Here is a 22,507-nt window from a genome sequence, read left to right as displayed (position 1 = left end):
GCGGTGTTCAAGCATCGAGGGTGTCGAAGTCATCGGTGAGTTCAGTAAGGCCGAGGCGGTCGATAGTTTGGGTCGTCGGCACGCCGTCGTCGTTCCAGCCGCGGCGGCGATAGTACGCGTCGAGCATGGAGTCGAAGTCGTCGCGGTCGACGGTCGCACCGGCTCTGGGCCCCGTCTCAATCGGCTCTTGGAGCGCGGCCGGGAGCGAGTCGTCCTCGCGCGAGATGCCTTCGCGGACGTTGAACAGTCGCGTCACGTTCCAAATCCGCTCGCCGATTGTGGCGAGTCCCCCGACGGTTTCGAGGCCGACCGACTCGAGCCACTCCCGGCCGAGGTCGTCGAGCGCGTCGCCGAAAAAGTCATCTGCGATGAGGCTCCAGAGCATCGACCGCCGGTCCTGTTCGCGGATGACCTCCGCCGCGGTCCGGTCGGCTCCCCAGTCACCGTCGAACGCCTCGCGTTCGATGGGTCGCGCCCGTCGATGGCACGCTCCCCGGTCGCTGGTCGCGTACGCGAGTGCCATGCTCTGCGCGCCGCGCGGGTCGTAAGCCGGTAGCTCCATCGACTTCACCGTGGGGACGAGGGCTCGCCCGCCGAACCGCGTCGCCGCCGCCTCGACCCCGTCCGCGAGCGCGTCGCCGAGGTCCGATTCGCGTTCCGCAATCTCCTCTAAGAGGGCCCGCGCGCTGTCGGGCTGACCGAACGAGAGCGAGCGGTCGAGTACGTCGGCGGCGTTGGCCTTGACCGTCCACGCGACCGCACTCCCCGCGCTAATGAGGTCCATCCCGAGTCGGTCGCAGGTCTGTCCCAACACTGCGACGGCGTCGAAGTCGTCGATATCGAGTCCGGCTCCGAGCGTCATCGCAGTCGCGCCGCGCGGGACGTGGTCGCCTTCCTCCGTAGGCACGCGATAGCCGCCCGGAGTTTCCGTGTCGGCGTGTTCGCGACCGACGGCCCGGTCTTCGACTGTCGCGATACCTAACTCGTCCGCCGCTTCGAACTGTCCGTCGCTCCAGCCTCGCGTCGAGAGTGCGCCGATTTCGTTCGCGAAATCGATCGTCTCGACGGTTCCACTGGCCTGAAGCCACCGCCCGGTGGCGGTCTCTCGATACTTCGCCGCGTAGGCCTCTCGCAGGTCGTCCAAACCGTCCGGAGGGTCTCCCCGCGCGACGATTGCTTTCAGCCGCTTCGAACCCATCACCGCTCCCGCTCCTCCCCGGCCCGCGTGATGGTCTCCGGCGTCGGACGCGATGGTGGCGTATGCGACCTGTCGTTCTCCTGCGGGGCCGATACACGCGACAGACGCATTCGGGAACGCCCGCGACGTTTCGACCGTCCCGGCCTCCCACGTCTCGGCGGGTTCGATTGTCGCGTCCCCGTCTTCGATGACGAGGTGGACGGGTTCGGACGCGACACCCGTCACGAGCAGGCCCATATGCGACCCGAGCGCGCCGGCCAGCGAGTCGGGGAACTCGCCTCCCGCGTACGAGTCGAGAAAGCACCCCGTCAGCGGGGATTTCGTGATGGCGGCGTATCTCGACTCACCCGGGAGATAGCCCGAAAGCGGGCCGAGCATGAACAGAATCGCGTTCTCCTCGCCGAGCGGGTCGACGCCGGCGTCGAGTTCGTCGTAGAGATAGCGGGCACCCAACCCTTTGCCGCCGACGTATCGCCGTCGCCACTCGTCCGGAATCGGCGTGCTCTCGACCGAGCGGGCGGACAAGTCGACCCGCAGGAATCGGTCAGCGATTGGAGGTGCCATCTGGTCGTTCGTCAGTACCGGCGACCAAAAAGATGTGCCGTTCTCGCGGACCGCCGAGCGAATTCGGCGTCGCGAACGCCTCCGTCAAAGCCGTACTCATCGGTTCGCTCGGAGGACGAGCCACACGATGCGAACCGACGGCAAACCAGATATGTCAATCAAAACAGACGATGTGTTTTCACGGCGGGAGTTCGGAGAATGACGGGTTCTGCCCCCGTGTGGGTCGGCCGACCCAGTCTTCATTACGAGCACTCCCGAGGCGTCACACAGCATCGACATGTCTACAACGGAAATACCGATTACGGTCGTTAGCGGTCCACTCGGCGCGGGTAAAACGACGTTGGTCAACCGACTCCTGAACGACCCCGGTGACAGGGAGATAGCCGTCGTCGTCAACGACATGGGTGCACTGAACGTCGACGCGGAGTTAGTCGCGTCCGAGTCGGACGACGGGGTCATCGACCTCTCGAACGGGTGTATCTGCTGTCGGCTACAGGACGACCTCGTGACCGAAGTGACGCGGTTGGCGGAGAACCGTTCGTTCGACTATCTCCTCATCGAGGCCTCGGGCATCAGCGAACCGCTTCCGATTGCGCGGACGCTGGCGAGCGAGTCGAACGAGGGCGGACTGCCGGAACAACTCCGGTTGGACACCACGGTCTCGGTCATCGACGCTTACGGGTTTTGGAAGGCGTTCGACCCGGCGGAGTCGCTTCCGGACGCCGCCCCCGACCCGGAGCGTCCGTTGACGGAGGTACTCGTCGAGCAGGTCGAGTTCTGTGACGTGCTGTTGCTGAACAAGTGCGATATGGTCCCCGACGACGCGTTGGACGCCGTCGAAGCGGAGATTCGAGAGCTCCAGCCGCGTGCGAGCCTCCACCGGACGACCTACAGCGAAGTCGACCCGACGCGGGTTCTCGATACGGGGCGCTTCGATTTCGAGGCGGCGAAGCGCCACCAGGGGTGGAAACAGGCCCTCGCGAGCGACGGGGCCGAGGCGGACCACGACCACGACACCGACCACCACCACGACCATACCCACGACGAGGATGTCTCGGCAGCGACGGCCCACGGCGTCGAGTCCTTCGTCTACCGTCGAGACCGTCCGTTCCATCCGCATCGACTCGACGCGTGGCTCGACGACTGGCGGGGGAACGTCGTCCGCGCGAAGGGGTTCGCGTGGGTCGCGAGTCGTCCCGAGGCGGTTCTCGGTGTGAGTCAGGCGGGACCGTCGGTGCAGGCCGGCCCCATCGGTCGATGGGGAGACGATGACCCCGAGACGCGACTCGTGTTCATCGGTCGCGACCTCGACGAGGACGCAGTAACCCGAGAGCTCGACGAGTGTCTGGCGACGACGGACGAGCGAGGGGCGGCGTATCCCGACGACCCGTTTCCCCGCGAGTCCGCCTGATTAGGCCGCACCGAAGTCGACCTCGTCTCGGAGTTCGTCCCACGACTCGTGGAACCCGTAGGTCGACTCCGACTCACCGCTGATTACCGTCTGATACACCTCGTCGTACTCCAACAACTGCGTCCAACCGTCGTGATACCGGTAACTGCAGTACTGGCACATAGAACGCGATACCGGGCAAACCGGCAAAGGAGTATCGGTGGGAACCGGGTTAGGAGGCTCCGCTGCTCCTAGTCCTAGGGTTCCAGCAGGACCTTCGTGACGCCCTCTTCGCGGTTGTCGAACTTCTCGTACATCTCGGGCGCGTCTTCGAGGCCGACGCGGTGGGAGACGACCCAACTCGGGTCGGCGCGTCCCTCGATGATCATGTCGCGGAGTTTTCGGTTGTACTCCTTGACGTTACACTGGCCGGTGCCGAGGGCCTGACCTTTCTCGAAGAGGAGACCGAAGTCGATACCGAGACGGCCCTGCGCGGCCATCTCGTCGGGAGCACCGGGGTCGTCGGGCACGTAGAGACCGGGGATGCCGAGTTCGCCGGTCGGTCGGACCGTCCGAATGAGGTTGTTGATGACGACGGCCGGGTTCTCCCGGGCGGGGTCGTACGCGGAGTCGGCTTCCTTGTCCGGGTCGATGGCCTGGTAGCCGACCGCGTCGACGCCCTTGTCGACGCCGCCGCCGTGAATCTCTTTGATCTGTTCGACGGGGTCGCTCTCCTCGAAGTTGATGGGCGTGGCGTCACAGTGTTCTTCGGCGAGCGCGAGGCGACTGGGAACGCGGTCGACGACGTAAATCTCGGCCGCGCCCTTGAGTTTGGCGCTGTAGGCGGCCATCAGGCCGACCGGACCGGCGCCGTAGATGGCGACGGAATCGCCGGATTCGAGATTGGCGAGTTCCGTGCCGTGCCACCCCGTCGGGAAGATGTCCGCGAGCAGTGCGAACGAGTCCTCGTGCTCCCGCCCGTCGGGTAGCTTGAGCGCGTTGAAGTCAGCGTACGGAATGCGGAGCTTCTCGGCCTGCCCTCCCTGATAGGGGCCCATGGCGACGTAGCCGTACGCTCCCCCGGCGAACCCCGGATTGACGTTCGTACAGAAGCCCGTGTAGCCGTTTTCACAGTTCTCACAGAAGCCGCAGGCGACGTTGAACGGCGCGACGACGCGGTCGCCGACTTCGAGACTGCTGACGGCTTCGCCGACTTCTTCGACGATACCCATATTCTCGTGGCCGAATACGATTCCCGGCTCCGCGGCCGTCCGCCCCTCGTACATGTGCAGGTCGGACCCGCAGATACAGGTCGTCGTGATGTCGATGACGACGTCGTTCGGGTGTTGAATCTGGGGCTCTTCGACCGCTTCGACTGCGACGTCTCGTTCGCCTTTGTAGACGACTGCGTCCATAGACATTGTGTGAACTCCACTCAACCTCTGCGAACAGTCACCATTTATAGCTCGGGTAGACTTTATTTTTATAGAATATGATATATTACGGTTGAGTAGAGTAGTGTAGTGTATTCTCAAACTACCAGATATTTTACTATCTGTGTTTTCTCACGCCGTACTTGTCTAGCGAACACACCGACGATGACCCGGTTCCATCGCAGTCGACGGTTCCGGCCACGCTTGGCGCACCCTGACAGACCGACAGTTGACGCACCACCGCTCGACCACCTGTAACGGTAGTCGTCAACTCACGTGTGCGCCGAGACATCCCACAAGCACTCCGGTTTCTTACACGACGTGTGCGGCGTCCGTCCCCGAACTGGATTTAATACGGGCCGTCCGGAACGACCGGCCATGAAGCGCACGATTAGCACTTCGGACGCCCCGGCGGCTGTTGGCGCGTACAGTCAAGCGACGACGAACGGCGAGCTACTCCTCACCGCGGGACAACTCCCGCTCACGCCCGACGGCGAGCTACTCGACGACGCCTCGGTCGGCGACCAGACGGAGCAGTGTCTCGAAAACGTGGCGGCGATTCTCGCCGCCGAGGACGCGTCCTTAGACGACGTGCTCAAAACGACCGTCTTCCTCGACGACATCGACGACTTCGAGGAGTTCAACGAGGTGTACAGCGGGTTCTTCGACGACGAGCCGCCGGCGCGGAGCGCGGTCGAAGTCGGCAACGTGCCGAAAGGAGCCGCGATAGAAATCGAAGCGGTTGCGGTGACCGAATAAGCGAACCGCCGCTGACCTCTGAAGGGCGCTCGACGATTCCGACGCGCCCGGCATTTTTCGAGCCGACACGTCCCGAGAGAATGCACTTCCGAGCAGCCGGTGTTACAATCGTCGGCTACTCCAATCGCATGTTCTCGGCTCGCTCGGCCGCGAGTTCAGTGATTTCCTCGATGTCACTCTCGGAGCGGTCCGCGAGGACGCGAACCAACATCCCGAGTTGGACCGCCGCCGTCTCGCGTAACTCCGACGCCTCTTCGGTGTCGTTGGCGAAGTAGTACTCCTGTCGACCGTCGTCGTGGACGAGTCCGGTGTACACGGACTGGACGTCGTCTTCGCGAGTCGCGTCGGCCGCCTTCTCTCGCACGTCGTCGAACCGTGGGTTCGTCATCATCACGGTAGACGACGCGTCGCCGCCTTAGCTTTTTGCTCCACTCGCTATCCCGTCTGAAGCAGTCACCTGTTTCCCGCCCACTCGCGCTCGAATCGACTTCCAGTCGGCTTCCCGAACGCCTCGAAGTCGCACTCCGACGCGAGTGGGTTGGGATGATTTTTTAACCCCGCCGTGTCTCCTTATCTGTGAGAATGAGTCGCACAGGAAACGCAGTCCGGTCGCCGGTACTCCGGGTCTCGGGAGCCGGACGGACGGAGCGCGGAGCGCGTGTCTTGAGTGCCGCACGCAGTACCGCCGACTCCGTCGCGGTCCTTCGAACGGGGCCCACCGGAATCAGCGAGTACGACCCGTTGGTTCTCGCGACCGACGCGGGGCGGACAGCGTTCTTCCCGGCCCCGGAGACATCGAGGGTCCGAGACCTCGTCACCGCTATGGAAGAAGGGGAGTTACCGACGGACGGTGCCGCGGCAGTCGTCGAACACGACGCCGAGACGACGACGCTCCCGGTTCCGACCCACGGGCCGCTCGCGGTGGGAACGCGGAGCGTCCTCGGCCCCTGTGGGTGGGTCGACCCGCTGGACCCGACAGCGTACCTGTTTCACTCGCTCGAGAGAGACGCGGGCGCCATCGCGGATGCCGGACTCGTCGGTCGAGGCAGAGGCGACGCCGCCGCTGACGAACCGGCCGCGGACGTCTGGCGACGCGCGCGAGAGACCGACGGCGACCCGGTCGTCGTCGTGAACGCGAACGACGCGGACGACCGCCAGCGCGCGGACCGAACACTCCTTGCCGGGTCGCCGATGTCGGTGCTCGACGGAGTGGCGGCCGTCGCCGAGTACCTCGGGACGACTGACGCGGTCATCCACGTCGCCGAGACCGACACCGAACTGCAAGCACATCTTCAGGAGGCTATCGACGCCGCCGCGGACGAACTCCCGGTCGTGCCGGCAGTCGTCACCGGTCCGGACGAGTACCGCGCCGGCGAACCGACGGCGGCGCTGGAAGCGATAGAGGGTGCGGATAGAATCGAGCCCCGTCTCCAGCCCCCGACGCCGGCCGAGTACGGACTGTACGGTCGCCCGACGGTCATCCACACGCCGCGGACCTTCGCCCAGATACGTCTCGCGCTCTCGGACCCCGAGGGCAACGATAGAGACGCCGAATCGACGACGCGACTGCTGACTGTCACCGGCGACGTGACCGCGCCCGCGACGATAGAGGTCGGCTCGGACGCCCACCTCTCGGCGGTTCGGAACGCCGTCGAACTGGAGGGGTCGTTCAAGATGGCCTGCGTCGGCGGGGTTTTCGGCGGCCTCTCCCGGACGTTGGACGTCACACCGACTGCGGCCGGACTGACTGCGGCCGGCCTCGGAACGGAAGGCGTCGTCGAACTGTTGAACGACGAGCGGTGTGCGGTCGCGACTGCCGGAGAGCGAGCGCGCTTTGCCTCGGAAGCCAACAGCGGGCGGTGCGTGCCGGGACGGGAGGGAACCGTCCAACTCACCGAACTGTTGCGAGCGGTCTACCGAGGTTCGTTCGACCGGGAGAAGATACGCGAACTCGGTCGGGTCATGACCCAGTCGAGTAACTGCCAGCTTGGCGCCGATGCACCGCGTCCGGTGCTGACTGCGATAGACGAGTTCGAATCGAGTTTCGAAGCACACGCCGACGGCCGCTGTCCGAGCGGAACCTGTTCTGACAAACTATGAGTACTGACGACCCACTCCCGGGCGTTCCGGAGCTAGACGACCCGCAGCACGAGACGCCGGTCACGGCGGAGTTCGAGACCGGGACCGCGAACGACCCACCCGTCGGAACCGACGGCGAGACCCCGACGACGGTCACCGTCAACGGAACGCAGGTCACCGTCCCACCGGGGTCGACCGTCATCGACGCCATGCAAGCCGTCGACGACGAGGTCGTGAGCGTGGACCCCGGCGCCGACAGCCTCGACGAAGACGCCGACGTTCCGGCGCTCTGTTACTACGACCGCGAGGGCGACGCGAGCGACGAAATCGGCCCTCGGAGCGAGTGTCGAACCTGCATGGTCGAAACCGACGAACATGGGGTCGTCCCCTCCTGTTCGTTCCCGGCCACCGACGGGCTGACGGTCGAGACCGACACGTCCGCCGCCGAGGAGTCCCGGAGCGTCAACCTCGACCTCGTCCTCTCCAATCACAATCTGCGCTGTACGACCTGTAACGGGAACGGGCGGTGTGAACTCCAGGAGACGGCCATCAACGAGGGGGTCGACCACCCGCGCTACGGCGTCTTCGACGAGCGAAGCGAGTACGAACCGCTCGACGACAGTTCCTCGTTCATCCAAATCGACCGCAACAAGTGCATCCTCTGTAATCGGTGCGTCGAGGGCTGTAACGACGTTCAGGTCGAAGGAGTTCTCCGCATCGAGGGCTCCGGAGAGGACACCCGCATCGGCTTCCAGTCCGACGCCGAGACGATGGCCGACTCCGACTGCGTCTCCTGCGGACACTGTGCCACGGTCTGTCCGACCGGTGCCCTGACTGAGAAAGGCATCGGTGGCGCGGGGACGCTTCCGCTTCCGGGGTTCACGCAGCGAAACTCAGTCGGGAACGTCATCGAACACGAGGAGGTAGAGACCCTCGACGACACGACGGCACCGAACCGCTCGCCCGCACCCGGTAGTGCGGGGAGCGCCGGCGGCGAAGCCGAGGCGGGACAGGAAGGACGAAGCGGCATCGCCCGATACATGGCCCAGAGCAAACGCCGAGCGTCCGATTTCCTCGGGGAGTACGGTCGGAAGGCCATGCTCGCGGGCGAACACACCGCCGAGAACATCGCGGCGCAGACGCTGCCGGAGGGTCGACTATTCGACATCGCGTCGCTCGTCAGCGACTACCGACTGGGGAAAATCGACAAAGCGGAGACGACGTGCGGGTTCTGTGCGGTCGGCTGCCGGTTCGAGATGTGGGGTAAAGACGGCAACGCCCTCGGCGTCCAACCCGTCGACGACCCGGACAACGCCCCGGCCAACAACTTCTCGACGTGCGTGAAGGGGAAGTTCGGACACGACTTTGCCAACAGCAAGAAGCGGCTCACGAGGCCACTGATTCGAAACGAGAACGGCGAGTTCGAGACGGCGTCGTGGGACGAGGCGCTCGACTACGTCACCGGCGAACTCCGCGAGGTTCAGGACGAACACGGCGTCGACGCGGTCAGTTGCCTCGCGTCGTCGAAGGGGAGCAACGAGGAGGCGTACCTCATCCAGAAGTTCGCGCGGCAGGTGCTCGGCACGAAGAACATCGACAACTGCGCCCGGCTCTGTCACTCGTCGACGGTGGCGGCGCTCCAACAGACGCTCGGCTACGGTGCGATGACGAACCGCATCAACGAGGACATCGGCGAGGCCGACGCCTACCTCATCAGCGGGTCGAACACGACCGAGTCGCATCCGGTGTTGGCGACTCGCATCAAGCAGAACGTCCGCGACGGGGCCGACCTCGTGGTGTTCGACCCCCGGAAAATCGGCATCGCCGAACACGCCGACCAGTACACGAGAACGACGCCCGGCTACGACGTGGCGTGGCTCAACGGACTCATCCGATATCTCACCGAGCACGACCTGCACGACGAGGAATTCATCGAACGGAATACGAAAGGGTTCGCGGAGGTCAAACGGAACGTCCAGGCGTTCACCCCCGAGAAAGTCGAGGAACTGGCCGGCGTCTCACCCGACGAACTGCAGTCGGCCGCCGAGACGCTCGCAGACGCCGAAAACGTCGTCTTCGGCTGGGCGATGGGCATGACCCAATCCAGCCACGGGACGGAAAACCTCCTCGCGATGGCCGACCTCGCGCTCACCCTCGGGCAGGTCGGGAAACCGGGTGCCGGACTGTCGCCCTTCCGCGGCCAGAACAACGTGCAGGGCGGCGGCGGCGACATGGGAACTCTGCCCGGCAGTCTCCCCGGGTATCAGGACCCGGCCGACGACGAGGTCGGCGAGAAGTTCGCCGAGGCGTGGGGCGAGCGCCCGCCGGACGAACCCGGCCTCAAAGTGCCGGAGATGCTTTCGGAGGCCCACGAGGGCAATCTCCGCGGGATGTATATCGTCGGGGAGAACCCCGCGCTCTCGGAACCCGATATCCAGCACGCCGGCGAGGCGCTCGATAGCTTGGACTTCCTCGTCGTACAGGACATCTTCATGACGGAGACCGCAGAGCACGCGGACGTGGTGCTGCCGGCGGCGACCTCGCCGGAGAAACACGGCACGTTCACCAACACCGAGCGCCGGATACAGCGGGTTCGGGCGTCCGCGGAACCGCCCGGAAAGGCGCGCCAGGACTGGGAGATTACGCAGGAACTGGCAGCCAGACTGGGCTACGACTGGGGCTACGACCACCCGCGGGAAGTCATGGACGAGATTAGCGACCTGACGCCCATCTACGGCGGCGTCAGCTACGAGCGACTCGACTCGGGCGACGAGCACGGACTTCAGTGGCCGTGCTGGGACGAAGACCACCCCGGAACACCGTATCTCTACGACTACGAGGAAGGGAACTTCAACTTCGACGACGGCTTGGCCCGCTTCGTGCCGGCGGACGGCGGCCACCCCGGCGAACTCCCCGACGAGGAGTACCCCTTCACACTCACGTCCGGGCGGGTCCTCTACCACTGGCACACCGGACAGATTACCCGACGCGTCGAGGGTCTCATGAGCCACGTCGGCGAGAGTTTCATCGAAATCAATCCGACGACCGCCGCGGAACTCGGCGTTTCGGACGGCGAGTACGTCAGGGTCGAATCCCGCCGTGGCGACATCGTCGTCAAAGCGGAGGTGACCGACCGCGTCGGCGACGGGACGTTGTTTATCCCGATGCACTTCGCGGCCGGTGCGGTCAACAAACTCACGCAGGAGACCTTCGACCCACAGGCCGGCATTCCGGAGTTCAAGGTATCGAGCGTGCGCGTCGAACCGCTCGGACCTGACGCAGACCCGGACGTGCTGCGGACTCCGGACGCAGGCGCTGGGAGCGCCGCACACGGCAACGACTGACGGCCGCGGTCGTTTCGTTTTGTTGTCTCCTTCTCAACGTCTCGTGTACTGACTTCTGCTGAAGCTGACGCTATGGCGACCGGTTCCGTGCCTGCAGCGTTTCTTCCCGTGAGTGACTCGAAACGGCCATACCGCGCGTCGGATTCCTCCCACGGCTAAAGCCGTGGACTTCCTCCTTGTCTCTCTGTGACCTGCTATTACTTGCGCAAACTAGACAAGACTGGAGGGCGATATCAAAGAATCTAGATAATTTGGATTATTTGAATAATTTAGATAATCTGTATAATCTAGCGAGACAGTGATAGCTTGCCTGCGCCGACGGTCGACCACCGCTGAGTGAGGCGAGGCTTTCGAGCCGTCGATTACTCAATCGCGGTCTGCCGGTTGCGCATCGCCCCACCGCAGTCCGGACAGCGCAGCGGGTTGTGTTCAGTGAGGACGATACCGCCACACTCGAAGCATTCGTACGTTCCTTTCTCGTCGGGGGTGGGTTCAACATCTCTCATGGTTCCCGAGCGCCGGTCGTGTCCCAGACGCTCTACCGATGCGTAATAGGTGTACAAGGGAATATGAGGTGGTTAACTACCAAACCAATCGAGAGAGTTTTAGCTAGATAACGAACCTACACAGCCCGTCCGGAGACGGAACCGGAGTGCTCGTCGAACAGCGTCGCGAACAGTTTCCGCTGGACGGTCCGCACGTGTTTGTAGAACGCCGGCGGGGAGATGCCGAGCGTCGCGGCGACCTCCTCGCCCGTGTTCTCCCGTGGCGATTCGAAGTAGCCGCTGTAGTAGGCCGTCTGGAGCACCTCGAGCTGCCGCTCTGTCAGCTTGTCGAGGAACCGCGAGAAGAGGTCGCGCTCGGTCGATTGGTCGAGCGTCTGTTTGGTCCGGAGTTCGACGCCGGCGAACGCTTCGTCGACGAGGTGCGTGACGTTTCGAACGTCGATACTCTCGGGGACGTCGACGACGAGCGTCGTCTCCTCGGGGGTCGCCCGAACCTCGGCGAGGACGGCACCGTGGTCCGCAAGCTCCGGTGCGATAAACGGCTGCGTCAAGCGGAGACGCAGGACGCCGGCGTCCCCGTCGGTGCTTATCCGTCGCACGTCGGCGACAGCGACCAGTTCGTCGGCCGCGGCCGCGACGGATTCGACTGCCCCATCTTCGACGGTGACGAACACGTAGTTCCCTTCGGCGGACTGCTGGACTCCTCCTTGGTAAGTGAGCGTGCACTCCGCGTCGCGGGCGAGCCGCGAGAGGACGAACGTGGGGTCGTCGACAACGAACCCGACGCGGGTGACGGCCGTGGTGAGCAGTGCGTTCTTCCGTTCGAGGGCGCTCAGCGCCGACGCGATGGTCTCGCCGAGTTCGGCCAAGACAGCGGTTGCCGTCTCGTCGAAGGCGTCGTGGGTCGTCGCGTACACCGTCAACACGCCGTGCGAGAGGTCGTTATAGACGAGCGGGATGCTGAGTACCGACAGGTAGTCTCGGGTGAGCGCGCCCTTTCGCCAGGGCTCGTCCCGGAAACCGGACGCGACGTTGGGAACGGTAGTCACCTCTCCGGTCGCCGCCGTGCGTCCTGCCGGGTCGACCGATGACGCCGCAATTTCGAACGTAGTGCTGTCGAGATAGCCCTGTTCGTCACCGGCCCACGCGCGGGGCTCAACGGTTTCGCTGATAGGGTCGACGGAACCGACCCACGCAAACGCAAACCGGTCGACGGCGGTCAGTAGCTCGCAGACGGTGTAGTCTATCTCCTCTCGCGTCTGGGCGCCGACGAGCGCTTGGTCGATTTCGCGGATGGTCTCGTTGATTTGGTTTAGCTCGGTGAGCCGGTCGTTCTGTCGCTGGAGCGTTCGGTCCTGTTCGCGGAGCCGAGATTCGCGCGTGACGCGGTCAAGCGCCGCCTCGGCAGTCACCGCGAGCAGGTCGGTCAGTTCCCGCGCCACCGCGTCGAAGGCGCCGACTTCGGTCGAGCCAGCGACGAACACTCCGTGGTCGCCGAGTGGGACGTACGCGACGCTCCGGAGGCCAGTCACGGCGTTCTCCAACCGGTCGGACTCGTGCACGTCATCGAAGTACAGCGGCCTGTTCTCGACGAAACTGTGACTCGGGAGCGTCTCCCCGTCCGCGGGAACTGTCGGGAGTGGCCCGTGGGCCTCGCGCATCGCCGGCGAGTACGCCGCCGGTCTGAGCACGTTGGCGTCGGTGTCGAAGAGATAGACGGCGCTCGCATTGAGCGCGAGCACGCTGGGCGCGTCGTCGACGACGCGCTGGGCGATTTGTCGGTGAGTCCCGGTGTAGAGGAACTCGCGAGCCGTCTCGTGAAGCGTCGTCAGCGCGTCCTCGCGCTGCTTGCGCTTCGTGATGTCGCGGCAACTGAAAAGCAACGTCCCGTCCCGAATCGAGACCTCGCGGACGTTGACGAGGAGGGTGTGCTCGCGGCCGGCTTTGTCGGTCACCGTGCTCTCGATGTTTTTCAGGACGCCGCGCTCCGCGAGCTCGTCGCGGTCGAAGAGGTCATCCCCCAGCAGTTCGCCGATAGGGACCCGTTCACGCAACTCGTCTGCGGTGTAGCCGAAGATGAAGTGGACGTTCGGACAGACGTAGGTGTAGGCCCCTTCCTCGTCGGTGATGAGGACCGTATCGGTCATGTTGTTGAGCGTGACGCGGTGGAGTTCCTCGGAACGCCGGAGGTCTCGTTCGAGTGACACCCGCGCTGTGATGTCGATACCTTCGACCACGACCGACGCGACTTCCCCGCGCTCGTCGGTCACGGGGCGAACCGATAGCTCGACGATTCGTCGTTTTCCGGCCACCGATGGCTGTGGGACGACCGCGTTCCCGGCCGTTCCTTCGAGCGCGTCCTCGATGAGCTGTTGCACGTCGTCGCTCGTCGGGCCGTCTCCCCCCGTCCACCACGGGAGTGACCAGAAGGCCTCACCGACGAGTGGGTCGACAGGTGCGTCGAGGAGTTCGCGCGCCGTCCGGTTCGCCCGAGTTAGCGACCCCTCGCCATCGAGTACCCACGTCGCCGTCCGTTCGTCGTCGAACATCGCGTCGAACTGCCTGGCGCGTTCACGCTCGTTGGCGTCCTGTCGCGCCGACCGGAGCGCACGACCGGTCCGCGCGAGGAGTGTTTCGACGTCCGGCGAGTCGGCGTCAAGCGCGACGTAGTCAGTCGCGCCCGCGCCGAGGACCTCGCTCGCGAGAACGTCGCTCCCACCGTCTGCGGCGATGACGACGGGAAGAGTTGCGACCGTTGAGCGAACGTCCGTGAGGAGGTCGACGGCGGTCGCGTCCGCGAGGTCGGCGTCGGCCACGACACAGTCGACCTCGTCCGCTTCGACTGCGCGGAGTGCCGCTGCCTTCGTCTCGGCTTCCAGCACGGTGACTCCCGGTCGTGAATCGAGTCCCTCAGCGAACCGCGTCGCCCAGTCGCTCTCGCTGACGACCAGCACGCTGCCAGAATCGGGGACATCGGACATGGATAGAACCCAACCCCCCGTTGACAAAGGCGTTCGCTATCTTACCGTTGCAGCTAGCAATAGCTCAAGAAATTTGAATAATCTGGGTTTCCCAGATAATACAAGTGTGTTGGAGGTTCCGGATTTCTCAGGAAACGTGAGTTCTTCCAGCCACGTAGGTTGTCCGCGGTTGCTTCCTCCTGTGAATTGCGCGGAGTAATCAGGCGGCCCAAACTATGTATATATTCTAGATAACCCACATATCTCAGATAATCTAAACGGTTCACCTGTCGTCACCTCCACACGGTATCGAACTCATGGAGGTTCTGCACGAGTCGCAGATTATTCAGATAACTACGAAAATCAGAACGGCCCGCATGGCTCAGATTAGGCGCATGTGTGGATAACGGAAGCTACGTGGATAGCCTCGATAACGGTGGTTCTTCGACTAACTAGAGTTCTCAGTACTACCGTGTTTCTCTGACCGCTCTCTCCGTCGCGTATGAGCGGGATTAGTCGCTTCCGGCCCGCTTCGAGGTCGAGTCAGGTCCAGTTAGTAATCCAAATAATCTGGATATCCCGAAGTATGGTACTGTTCCGGCTCGCGTTCCTCGACGGCTAGCTTCGTAATGTCTGCATTGCCGGGATACTGTGAGTTCCCTGACGAACTTCCAGTATTAGGGGAATTCAAATAATCTAGATTATCTGAAAAGTCTAAACTACTCAGATGGCCCAATTAATGTCCAATAGCCACCTCAGTTCTCCAGCGCGGGGAGTCTGAGTTCGACCGTTGACCCGCCCTCAGCGCGGTCCGAGATAGACACCTCGCCGTCGAACTGCGTGACGAACCAGTGGACGGTCCACAGCCCCATCCCGCTCCCATGCGTTAGGGGTGTCTCTTTCCCGCGTTTCAGAATCTCCCGTTCGGTCTGTGGGATACCGGGACCGTTGTCCTCGACCGCGATTGCGACTCGCTCTCCTGAGAGGCGTCGCGACCAGACCGCGACGACGGGGCGGTCCTCGTCGTTGTGGACGATGGCGTTCTGTACGAGTTCGTCGAGCGCGAGGTACAGCGAGTGCGTGCTCGCGAGTACAGTCCGTTCGTCCAGTTCGAGTCGAATCTCCACCTCGGGATATTTCTGCTCGTAGGTCCGTTTGAGGTCGGCGAACACGTCCTCGACGCGGACTGGACGCCTGTCAGTGCTCTCCTTGACGACGTTCTCGAACCGACGGGCCTTTTCGCCGGTCGACATGAGGCCGTCGGCGTTCTCGATGATTCGGTTCGTCTTCGACACCATCGCCTCCTCCGAGAACTGACTCGCCGCGTCGACCAACTTGTCGAGCGTCCGCAGTTCCGCGTCGATGCCCTTGGTCGTCTCGCTGAGGTTCTCCAGCGTCTCGTGCAACCGCCTGTAGTCGTCGTCGCCCAGCGACGAGATATCGACTGCGTCGAGGTCCCGGCGGAGCTCCCGCGCGTAGCCGCTGACGATGTTGAGGTTGTTCCGAAGGTTGTGGCGAAGCACCCGATTCAGCACCGTGAGCCGCTCTTCGCGCTCTTTTCTGTCCGAGATATCGCGCACCGCGCCGCGGACGTTCGTCCGGTCGCCCGTCGGCTCGCCGCGAACTTGGACCCACCGCGTTCGACCCGTTGCCGTTATCACTCGCATCTCGATATCGAACGGTTCGCCGTCGGTTCGCGCGCCCTCGATAGCCTCGTCGATGACCGTCCGGTCGTCTTCGTGGAAGAAGTTCCGCAGTTCGTCGAGCGTCAGTTCCGTATCGGGCGGGATATCCACCAGTCGCTTGGTTCCATCGGTTAGCTGTAGCTCGTCGGTCTCGTAGTCGACTTCCCACCCGCCGATATCGGCCAGTTGCTCGGTGCGTTCGAGTCGGTCTCGATTCCGTTCTAACTCCTGTCGGTACTCGTAGGTCTCCGTAATGTCCCGGACGATTTTCGTGAAGCCCCTGAGTTCCCCCTCGTCGTTGTTCAGCGCCCGGACGGTCACGTGTGCGAGGATGTGCGACCCGTCTTTCCGGACGCGCCACCCTTTTTCTTCGTAGCTCCCCTCGGACTCGGCGACTGAGAGCACCGTTTCGGGGGACGTCCCTTCTCCGTCAGTAGGATAAAAGACGGACAGATGGCGGCCGATAATCTCGTCCCGTTCGTAGCCCTTTATCCGTCTCGCGCCCTCGTTCCACGTCGCCACGTGCCCGTCCGCGTCGAGGAGAAATATCGCGTACTCGGTCACCTCCTGAAAGAACTCTCGAAGAATGAGGTCGGATTCGATGTGTTCGAACAACTCCCTCAGCTTTCTTGACATTATTGATTGTTTACCATCCACACGAGCTTAAACTACCCGGCGATTCGAGAGGTGTACGGCGAGCGCACAAAGGGTAAGCCATCGGTCCGATGGGCGTTCGGTGCGGCCGGTCGTCCAGAAGTATTTAGCCGCCGGCTCACCGACACGCAGTCGAACTCCTCGGCAGAGTGCTCTCAGTATGACTCGCCCTCCACTCCGACTCAACCGACGCACGCTCGCCACGTTCGTGCTCGTCGCCGTCGCGCTCTCCGCGGTCCTCTGGACAACGGGGGGCGCGATAGGCGATGTGGACCCCTCCGTCGACGCGAACGTGACCGAGCGCTACCGCGGCATCGACACGCTCACCGGAACGCAGACGGTCGAGATTCGAGCCAACGACACGGTCGCGTCTCGGACCGTCGCCGACGTAACGCTCGTCCCCGAGACGGAGCGAAAGCGCGTGCGCTTCCGGGACGCGGGGAAACGACAGTACGACAGACAAGTCTCGAACGGCTCGACGCTCTGGCTTCACGACACCGACCGGGACGCCGTGACCGTCATCGAACTGACGGGGCCGCCGACCGAGTCGCGGACGGCGGAGCGGCTCCAACTGCTCGTCGCAGCCGCGGGGTTGACCGACGGCGACGGTCGCCCGCAGTCAATCGGCGTGTCGCCGCTCCCCGTCGTGCCGCGCCACGCCGGTGTCGTGCCGGGTGCGGACGCGAACCGTAGCTACGCGGTCGAGCTCGTCGGGACCGACACTGTCGGCGGACGCGAGGCGTACGTTATCGACATCGCGCCCGAGACGAACCGGAGCGAGGCGGGCTACCACCAGCGACTGTGGCTCGACAGCGAGCGGTTCTACCCGCTTCGCAAACAGACGGCGTGGACGGCTGACGGGACCCGACGGTCGGTGACGACGACGTACACGAACGTGACGTTCGACGCGGCCGTGTCGGCGGACGCGTTCCGCCCGGAGATAGACGCTAACACGACCGTCGAGCGACCGAACACGCCGAGCACCGAGTGGTTCCGAAGCAGGGTCGACTTGGAAGCGCGGAGTTCGATTTCGGTCCCCGAACCGACGGTCCCGCCCGCGTACGAACTGGTCTACGCCACGCGGACCACCGGCCGCATCGACGGGGTGGGTCTTCGGTACGCCGCCGGCGGCCGCGAACTCACGGTGGCGAAGTTCAACTACACCCTCGACATCGACGCCGACGAGCGCGACACGACGGTGGGAGGCCGGCCGGCGACTATCGACTACGGACCGACCACCTCGGTGTCGTGGAACTGCGACGGCTACGGCTACACTGTCCGCGGGACTGGCGTCGAAACGGACCGTCTCGTCGAAGTCGGTCGCTCGGTCGGCTGTCCCGCCTGAAATCGCGCGAGTTTCTGGGTCAGAAACTGGCCCCCTTTTTATATTATCTACCGGCGCATCGGTTGAACTGCGATGGGCCCCGCCGAACCGACACCGTACTGCCCTCCCGAGCAGTACCGTACTGTGCCCTCTGACAGCACTCCGGCACCCATCGCGGTCATCGCTGACGCAGCAGCCCCTCCACAGCATCGCCGTACTGTCCCGAAATATCGCCGTACTATCCCGCAGTATCGCCACATTACCTCGCACCACCGTGCTATCCCGACAGCCCCACCGTCCGCCCGTCCAGAGTCGGTCGCCGCGACCAGCGGGGGTGGAAACCCGTGGGCCTATTAATCCGACGAGCAGTCATTCGACCACCGTGAGTGAGGAACCGGCGCTGGGAGATATTCTCGACCTCCTCAGCGACGAGTACGCCCGGGACATCCTCGCAGCGACGAGTACCAAACCAATGTCCGCACAAGAGCTTGCCGACGAGTGTGAGATGTCCAAACCGACGGTCTACCGCCGGGTGGAACGATTACAAGCGTACGGACTCCTCGACGAGCAGACCGAGATTCGAACCAGCAACAACCACTACAGCGTCTACACTGCCACGCTCTCCGAGTTCTCTGTGGCACTAGACGACGGGTCGTTCGAGTCGTCCCTGACGCGCACCGACGACGAGTCGTTCCCCGGCGAGGAGGAAACCGACACCGCCGACCGATTCAAGCGGATGTGGGAGGACCTCTGAGATGGCGACGCTGTCGGCCGTCCTCGATTGGCTCATCGTCGCGCTCGCCCTCGGGTCGACGCTCGTCGGGAGCTACGTCGGCTATCAGGCCTATCGCGGCTACCGCCGTCACGACAGCCGGGCGATGCGGGCGCTCTCCGCGGGCCTGTTCCTCCTCACCGCCCTCGCGTTCGGCGTCGCCTTCGTCGGCTCGGTGCTCCTCCGGCAGGGCTACCTCGGCCTCCAGTACCAACAGCCGCTCACGCTCGTCACGCGGCTGTTTCAGTTCTGTGGCGTCGTACTCATCGCCTACTCGTTACATTCGCGAGGGTAGTCCGTCCGCGGGTCGTCGCAGGCGGCCTCGTCGTGGCGCTACTCGTTTCCTCACGCGCCTTCTTCTGCTCACGTTTTCGTTCGTCACAAACCGCTCTGTTCGTCTCACCTCACGAGTGCGCGAGCTTCCAGAACCCCTTGGGAGCGATGGCGAAAACCGGGAACAGGAACAACGCGAGGAGCCAACTCGTGGACGGGCCGAGCGGGGTGAGCACCACGGTGACGACGCCGACCGCCGTGAGGACGACCGAAGCGACGGCGCCCCCGACGAAGCGTCGGTCTAGCGGCGAAAGAGTCGTCGACTCGATCGGCAGGTCGAACCTCTCGACGAATCCCTCGGCGTCTGCGACCGGCCCGAGCGTGCGCTCTGTCTCGTCGTCGCCCCAACCGACCGTCGCCGCGATACCCCGAGTTCCGAGGTAGCGGTCGGTGGGACGGGTCGCCACGACCTCGGCGTCACGGAGGTCGCCGACCGTCGCCACCCACTGCGGTTCGCCGGTCAAGCGGTCGTGAGCGACGAGTCGGCCGCCGAACTGGCGGTAGGTCAGCCACCCGCTCGCGAGCGTGTCCTCGACCACGTCGCCGGCGAGCATGAACGCGAGGAGGGCGAGTCCGAACACGCCGAACCCGACCCAGACTGCGAGCGAGGCCTCCTCGGCGACGAAGGCGGTTCCACCGATCCAGACCATCGCGGCCATGGTGACGTAGAACGGCCCCGTCGTGGTGACCGCGCGCCAGACCGCGGCCGCGACGACTGCGCGACGGTCCGCGTCGATTGCGGCCGATGGGTGGCCGTCGGGAACGTCGATTTCGTCGCGGGTCGCGTCGCTGTCGGGACCGGAGAGCCAACTAGTGAGCCGGCCGCCGCCCTGCTCCGCGTGGAACCCAGACCACTCGAAGAGCAGTTTCACGAACACGAACCCCGCGAGGGCGACCGTCGCGCCGCCGAGGATGACGACGAACAGGAAACACGCGAGGAACATCGCCTGCCGGGCGGGAATCTCGACGAGGGCGTACGGCGAGCGCTCCGCGTATCGGTTGCGCCGGAGGAACGTCGACGCCGTCTCGCCGATTTGGCCGACGACGAGCGCGGCGACGCTGACGACCGCCTCCGGACGGGCGAGCACGTCGAGCACCGAGACGACCTCCGAGAGCGGCGCGAGGAGGAAGACGCCGACCCACGCGCCGCCGACGACGACGGCCGTCGCGAAGGGGACGTTGCGCGGATACACCGGCGGGAGTCGGTCGTGGATACTGACGCTTCCGCGCTTGCCCACGAGGTCACTTTCGGACAGGCTGAAGACGCCGCCCTTGCGGGACGAGGTCGGCGGCCGACCGGCGAACAGCGCTTTCACGCCCGAAAGCGGGAACAGCAACAGCAGTTCGAGGACGTAGACCGCGAGGAGCGTTCCGGGGTTCCAGCCGAACCACAGCACGCCGGCGAGGGGAAGGAGATTCGCCGAAAGCACCGGGAGGAATCCGATGCCGGCGGGGAGAGACGAAGTCGGAACGTCGCCGTACCGTGGAGGGGACATCGAGTGCGTCGTTTCGCACATCCAGTCATATAGCTGATGGAAATCGCTCTCGAATCGCCCCGACGGCGCGCGACTATTCGGGGAGCGATTCGTAGTCGGCGACCGTGAGCGCCTGACCGAAGAACATCAGCCCGATTCCGACGAGACCGACCGCAATCGAGACGTTGAGTAACAGCGAGAAACTGAGTGCTGCGATACCGCCCCCGAGCGCCCCCCGCTTTCGGTCGCTCCAGCGTTGGTTTCCGAATCGGAAGAGTCGCTTCCACCCGTCGCGGTGGCGGAGGACGAGCGAGGTGGTCGCCGCGTACAGTGGAGCGATTGCTACGGGAAGGAACCCCGGCGTGTTGGCGACCGAGACGGCCACACCGGCGACGACGAAGCCGACGACGAGCGAGACGAGATATCGAAGCGAGGAACGCACGCGTTCTGGATAGTTCGCTGACAGTATCAACGCTTGGTTTCCAGTCGCGGAAGCGCGGTTCCGACCGCCCGACGGGAGTCAGACTACCTAACTGTCCCGAGCGAAATGTCTCTCTATCAACAATGCTCACACCCAGCGAGAGACGACGAGCGAAGGTGGCGGTGTTGATGGCGGTCAACGCCGTCCCGCTCGTCGGCGTGCTCGCGCTCGACTGGTCGCTCGTGGCGCTGTTGGCGGTCTACTGGGTCGAACTCGGCGCGTGCCTCGTCGGTGCCGCGGTGAAGGCGCTGTTCGCGGAGGGTAAGCCGACTTACAACGCGAACGGCTTCTCGTGGCTCGTGTTCGGTGCCCTGTCGGAGAAGCGCGGGCGCATCACTCTCCCCGTCCTGCCGTTGTCGATTCAGATCGCGAACCTCCCCGCCATCCTGATGGCGCTCACCGTCGGCAGCGTAGGCTGGGCGCTCTTTGGCGCAATCGGTGTCGGCGGCGTGGGGGAGACCACGGGCACGGCGATGACCGACGCCGAATCGCTCTCTGTCGGCTTGGGTGTGCTCGCCGTCATCTTCGGGCGATCCGTCGACGTGGGTCGGTACTTGCTCGGAGGAACCTACGCCTCGGTCCCACCGCAGCAGCCGCTTCGGTCGGCGCTCACGTCGATGGCCGGGACCGGCTCGGCGCTCCTCATCGGCGGGGGGTTCGTCATCGCGGGTGCCCCGCCGCCGTTCGTGTTGGCGTTCGTTCTCGCGGTGAAACTGCTCGCCGACATCGTCGACGTCTACCGCGACCGACTGGAGGCGTTCGACGAGCGCACATCGGTCGAACTCGGATTCGCTCCTAACACACCCGAGTGGGAGCGAATCGAGAGTTCGCGGGACGGGTCTGAAATCATCCGTCCGAGGCCGTCGGCGGTCGTCGTTGGCGGGGTCGTCCGCGGGCTTCGCTCTCCGCTCTCGCTCGTAGTGGGTGGGGCGCTGATGCTGATTGGCCTACTCAGCACCGCGACGACCCCCGGCGTCGCGGTCGAACTGCTCGGGGGAGCGGTGGTCGTCGCTGGAGGGTTCACCGCGCTGGGCGTCTTCGACTGGTCGTTCCGGTATCTGGCGATGGAGTACCGCGTCGAGGACGAGGATGACAAGGACGCCGAGGACGCCGGCCCCGGGCGAGTCGTCGGCTACGACCGACTGTTCGGGCCGCAGTGGCGACTCGCCTCTGAGTCGCGGGCCGAACTAGAGTGCGTCCGGAGCGCCACCGACCGCCTGTTCGGAACCGAGACGCTCCGACTCGAACGCGATGACCGTGTGTACCGACTGCCGCACCTCCCGTCGGACGCCGTCGAAATCGCGCCGCTGCAGTCGAATCACCAGCTGACGAACGGGAGGTCGGGCGCGTCGAGCGCGACGAACTCCGAGACGAACTCGTTTGCCGGCGATTCGTAGATTTCGCGGGGCGTGCCGACCTGTTCGACGCGACCCTCGTTCAGTACCGCGACGCGGTCGCACATCACCATCGCCTCCTCTTGGTCGTGGGTGACGTAGAGACCGGTGACGTCCAACTCCGCGAGGAGCGCGCCGATTTCGGTCCGCAGGCGC

General features: G+C 64.5%; 17 protein-coding genes and 1 pseudogene. 8 read left to right on the top strand and 10 right to left on the bottom strand.

The genetic code is table 11. From position 1 onward, the window contains the following. Positions 1–7 precede the first annotated feature (7 nt). Positions 8–1,762, bottom strand: a complete 1,755-nt coding sequence (locus AUR65_RS16965; protein ID WP_058568076.1) for an aldehyde ferredoxin oxidoreductase family protein — start codon at positions 1,760–1,762, stop codon at positions 8–10. A gap of 277 nt (positions 1,763–2,039) precedes the next feature. Between AUR65_RS16965 and AUR65_RS16960 the strand changes: the two genes are divergently transcribed. Continuing rightward, the gene (locus AUR65_RS16960) at positions 2,040–3,173 is read left to right on the top strand and encodes a CobW family GTP-binding protein (RefSeq protein ID WP_058568075.1); all 1,134 of its coding nucleotides are present in this window, start codon (positions 2,040–2,042) and stop codon (positions 3,171–3,173) included. Here the strand turns inward: AUR65_RS16960 and AUR65_RS20080 are convergent, their stop codons facing one another. Then, complete coding sequence (locus tag AUR65_RS20080; protein WP_199180631.1) at positions 3,174–3,335, bottom strand: hypothetical protein; 162 nt, start codon at positions 3,333–3,335, stop codon at positions 3,174–3,176. Positions 3,336–3,409: 74 nt separating this feature from the next. After that, positions 3,410–4,567 (bottom strand): glutathione-independent formaldehyde dehydrogenase, encoded by a 1,158-nt coding sequence (locus AUR65_RS16955; protein WP_058568074.1) that lies wholly within the window; start codon positions 4,565–4,567, stop codon positions 3,410–3,412. A 396-nt stretch (positions 4,568–4,963) separates the two neighbouring features. On the opposite strand from AUR65_RS16955, the gene AUR65_RS16950 reads away from it, so the two are divergent. After that, a complete protein-coding gene (locus AUR65_RS16950; RefSeq protein WP_058568073.1) occupies positions 4,964–5,344 on the top strand; it encodes a Rid family detoxifying hydrolase in 381 nt (126 codons plus the stop codon). Between the two features lie 115 nt (positions 5,345–5,459). Here AUR65_RS16950 and AUR65_RS16945 read toward each other — a convergent pair whose 3' ends face one another. Next, positions 5,460–5,735, bottom strand: a complete 276-nt coding sequence (locus AUR65_RS16945; protein ID WP_058568072.1) for a hypothetical protein — start codon at positions 5,733–5,735, stop codon at positions 5,460–5,462. A gap of 191 nt (positions 5,736–5,926) precedes the next feature. Here AUR65_RS16945 and AUR65_RS16940 point away from each other — a divergent pair, with 191 nt between their 5' ends. After that, positions 5,927–7,444 carry an NADH-ubiquinone oxidoreductase-F iron-sulfur binding region domain-containing protein gene (locus AUR65_RS16940; RefSeq protein WP_058568071.1) on the top strand — a complete coding sequence of 506 codons (1,518 nt, stop codon included), beginning with the start codon at positions 5,927–5,929 and terminating at the stop codon, positions 7,442–7,444. Next, positions 7,441–10,767: a formate dehydrogenase subunit alpha gene (gene fdhF, locus AUR65_RS16935; RefSeq protein ID WP_058568070.1), complete on the top strand. Its 3,327-nt coding sequence runs from the start codon at positions 7,441–7,443 to the stop codon at positions 10,765–10,767. The genes AUR65_RS16940 and fdhF overlap by 4 nt, the downstream gene beginning before the upstream one ends. A gap of 362 nt (positions 10,768–11,129) precedes the next feature. Here the strand turns inward: fdhF and AUR65_RS16930 are convergent, their stop codons facing one another. The 3 genes from AUR65_RS16930 to AUR65_RS16920 form a co-directional block, all read right to left on the bottom strand. Next, entirely contained in the window at positions 11,130–11,273 is a 144-nt protein-coding gene (locus tag AUR65_RS16930; protein ID WP_103429269.1) for a rubrerythrin-like domain-containing protein, read from the bottom strand. Positions 11,274–11,389: 116 nt separating this feature from the next. Continuing rightward, complete coding sequence (locus AUR65_RS16925) at positions 11,390–14,254, bottom strand: bacterio-opsin activator domain-containing protein (protein WP_058568069.1); 2,865 nt, start codon at positions 14,252–14,254, stop codon at positions 11,390–11,392. A 734-nt stretch (positions 14,255–14,988) separates the two neighbouring features. Then, positions 14,989–16,554 carry a PAS domain-containing sensor histidine kinase gene (locus AUR65_RS16920; protein ID WP_058568068.1) on the bottom strand — a complete coding sequence of 522 codons (1,566 nt, stop codon included), beginning with the start codon at positions 16,552–16,554 and terminating at the stop codon, positions 14,989–14,991. A 178-nt stretch (positions 16,555–16,732) separates the two neighbouring features. Here AUR65_RS16920 and AUR65_RS16915 point away from each other — a divergent pair, with 178 nt between their 5' ends. The 3 genes from AUR65_RS16915 (at position 16,733) to AUR65_RS16905 (ending at position 18,963) form a co-directional block, all read left to right on the top strand. Next, the gene (locus tag AUR65_RS16915; RefSeq protein WP_058568067.1) at positions 16,733–17,917 is read left to right on the top strand and encodes a LolA family protein; all 1,185 of its coding nucleotides are present in this window, start codon (positions 16,733–16,735) and stop codon (positions 17,915–17,917) included. 361 nt (positions 17,918–18,278) lie between these two features. Continuing rightward, positions 18,279–18,650, top strand: coding sequence for an ArsR/SmtB family transcription factor (locus AUR65_RS16910; RefSeq protein ID WP_058568066.1), 372 nt, complete (start codon positions 18,279–18,281; stop codon positions 18,648–18,650). Between the two features lies 1 nt (position 18,651). Further along, a complete protein-coding gene (locus tag AUR65_RS16905; protein ID WP_058568065.1) occupies positions 18,652–18,963 on the top strand; it encodes a DUF7521 family protein in 312 nt (103 codons plus the stop codon). Positions 18,964–19,072: 109 nt separating this feature from the next. Here the strand turns inward: AUR65_RS16905 and AUR65_RS16900 are convergent, their stop codons facing one another. Together AUR65_RS16900 and AUR65_RS16895 are read right to left on the bottom strand one after the other, a co-directional pair. Then, entirely contained in the window at positions 19,073–20,497 is a 1,425-nt protein-coding gene (locus tag AUR65_RS16900; RefSeq protein ID WP_058568147.1) for a DUF6498-containing protein, read from the bottom strand. Between the two features lie 73 nt (positions 20,498–20,570). Beyond that, the gene (locus tag AUR65_RS16895) at positions 20,571–20,918 is read right to left on the bottom strand and encodes a hypothetical protein (RefSeq protein WP_058568064.1); all 348 of its coding nucleotides are present in this window, start codon (positions 20,916–20,918) and stop codon (positions 20,571–20,573) included. A gap of 122 nt (positions 20,919–21,040) precedes the next feature. Here AUR65_RS16895 and AUR65_RS16890 point away from each other — a divergent pair, with 122 nt between their 5' ends. Further along, positions 21,041–22,354 (top strand): DUF6498-containing protein, encoded by a 1,314-nt coding sequence (locus tag AUR65_RS16890; protein WP_269844100.1) that lies wholly within the window; start codon positions 21,041–21,043, stop codon positions 22,352–22,354. On the opposite strand, the pseudogene AUR65_RS20380 reads toward AUR65_RS16890, so the two are convergent. Beyond that, positions 22,276–22,507: pseudogene (locus tag AUR65_RS20380) on the bottom strand (putative 2-aminoethylphosphonate ABC transporter ATP-binding protein); the annotation flags it as partial. The gene AUR65_RS16890 and the pseudogene AUR65_RS20380 sit on opposite strands and share 79 nt — an antisense overlap.

It is taken from the genome of Haloferax marisrubri (assembly GCF_001469875.2).
Classification (GTDB): domain Archaea; phylum Halobacteriota; class Halobacteria; order Halobacteriales; family Haloferacaceae; genus Haloferax; species Haloferax marisrubri.
Note: the sequence above shows the minus strand (reverse complement) of the source record. Positions and strands in the feature narration are given on the sequence as shown.

What these genes read in the sequence shown, in the direction of transcription:
- AUR65_RS16965 (WP_058568076.1), bottom strand. Translation starts at nt 1,762, where the DNA reads ATGGCACCTCCAATCGCTGACCGATTCCTGCGGGTCGACTTGTCCGCC.
- AUR65_RS16960 (WP_058568075.1), top strand. Translation starts at nt 2,040, where the DNA reads ATGTCTACAACGGAAATACCGATTACGGTCGTTAGCGGTCCACTCGGC.
- AUR65_RS20080 (WP_199180631.1), bottom strand. Translation starts at nt 3,335, where the DNA reads ATGTGCCAGTACTGCAGTTACCGGTATCACGACGGTTGGACGCAGTTG.
- AUR65_RS16955 (WP_058568074.1), bottom strand. Translation starts at nt 4,567, where the DNA reads ATGGACGCAGTCGTCTACAAAGGCGAACGAGACGTCGCAGTCGAAGCG.
- AUR65_RS16950 (WP_058568073.1), top strand. Translation starts at nt 4,964, where the DNA reads ATGAAGCGCACGATTAGCACTTCGGACGCCCCGGCGGCTGTTGGCGCG.
- AUR65_RS16945 (WP_058568072.1), bottom strand. Translation starts at nt 5,735, where the DNA reads ATGATGACGAACCCACGGTTCGACGACGTGCGAGAGAAGGCGGCCGAC.
- AUR65_RS16940 (WP_058568071.1), top strand. Translation starts at nt 5,927, where the DNA reads ATGAGTCGCACAGGAAACGCAGTCCGGTCGCCGGTACTCCGGGTCTCG.
- fdhF (WP_058568070.1), top strand. Translation starts at nt 7,441, where the DNA reads ATGAGTACTGACGACCCACTCCCGGGCGTTCCGGAGCTAGACGACCCG.
- AUR65_RS16930 (WP_103429269.1), bottom strand. Translation starts at nt 11,273, where the DNA reads ATGAGAGATGTTGAACCCACCCCCGACGAGAAAGGAACGTACGAATGC.
- AUR65_RS16925 (WP_058568069.1), bottom strand. Translation starts at nt 14,254, where the DNA reads ATGTCCGATGTCCCCGATTCTGGCAGCGTGCTGGTCGTCAGCGAGAGC.
- AUR65_RS16920 (WP_058568068.1), bottom strand. Translation starts at nt 16,554, where the DNA reads ATGTCAAGAAAGCTGAGGGAGTTGTTCGAACACATCGAATCCGACCTC.
- AUR65_RS16915 (WP_058568067.1), top strand. Translation starts at nt 16,733, where the DNA reads ATGACTCGCCCTCCACTCCGACTCAACCGACGCACGCTCGCCACGTTC.
- AUR65_RS16905 (WP_058568065.1), top strand. Translation starts at nt 18,652, where the DNA reads ATGGCGACGCTGTCGGCCGTCCTCGATTGGCTCATCGTCGCGCTCGCC.
- AUR65_RS16900 (WP_058568147.1), bottom strand. Translation starts at nt 20,497, where the DNA reads ATGTCCCCTCCACGGTACGGCGACGTTCCGACTTCGTCTCTCCCCGCC.
- AUR65_RS16890 (WP_269844100.1), top strand. Translation starts at nt 21,041, where the DNA reads ATGCTCACACCCAGCGAGAGACGACGAGCGAAGGTGGCGGTGTTGATG.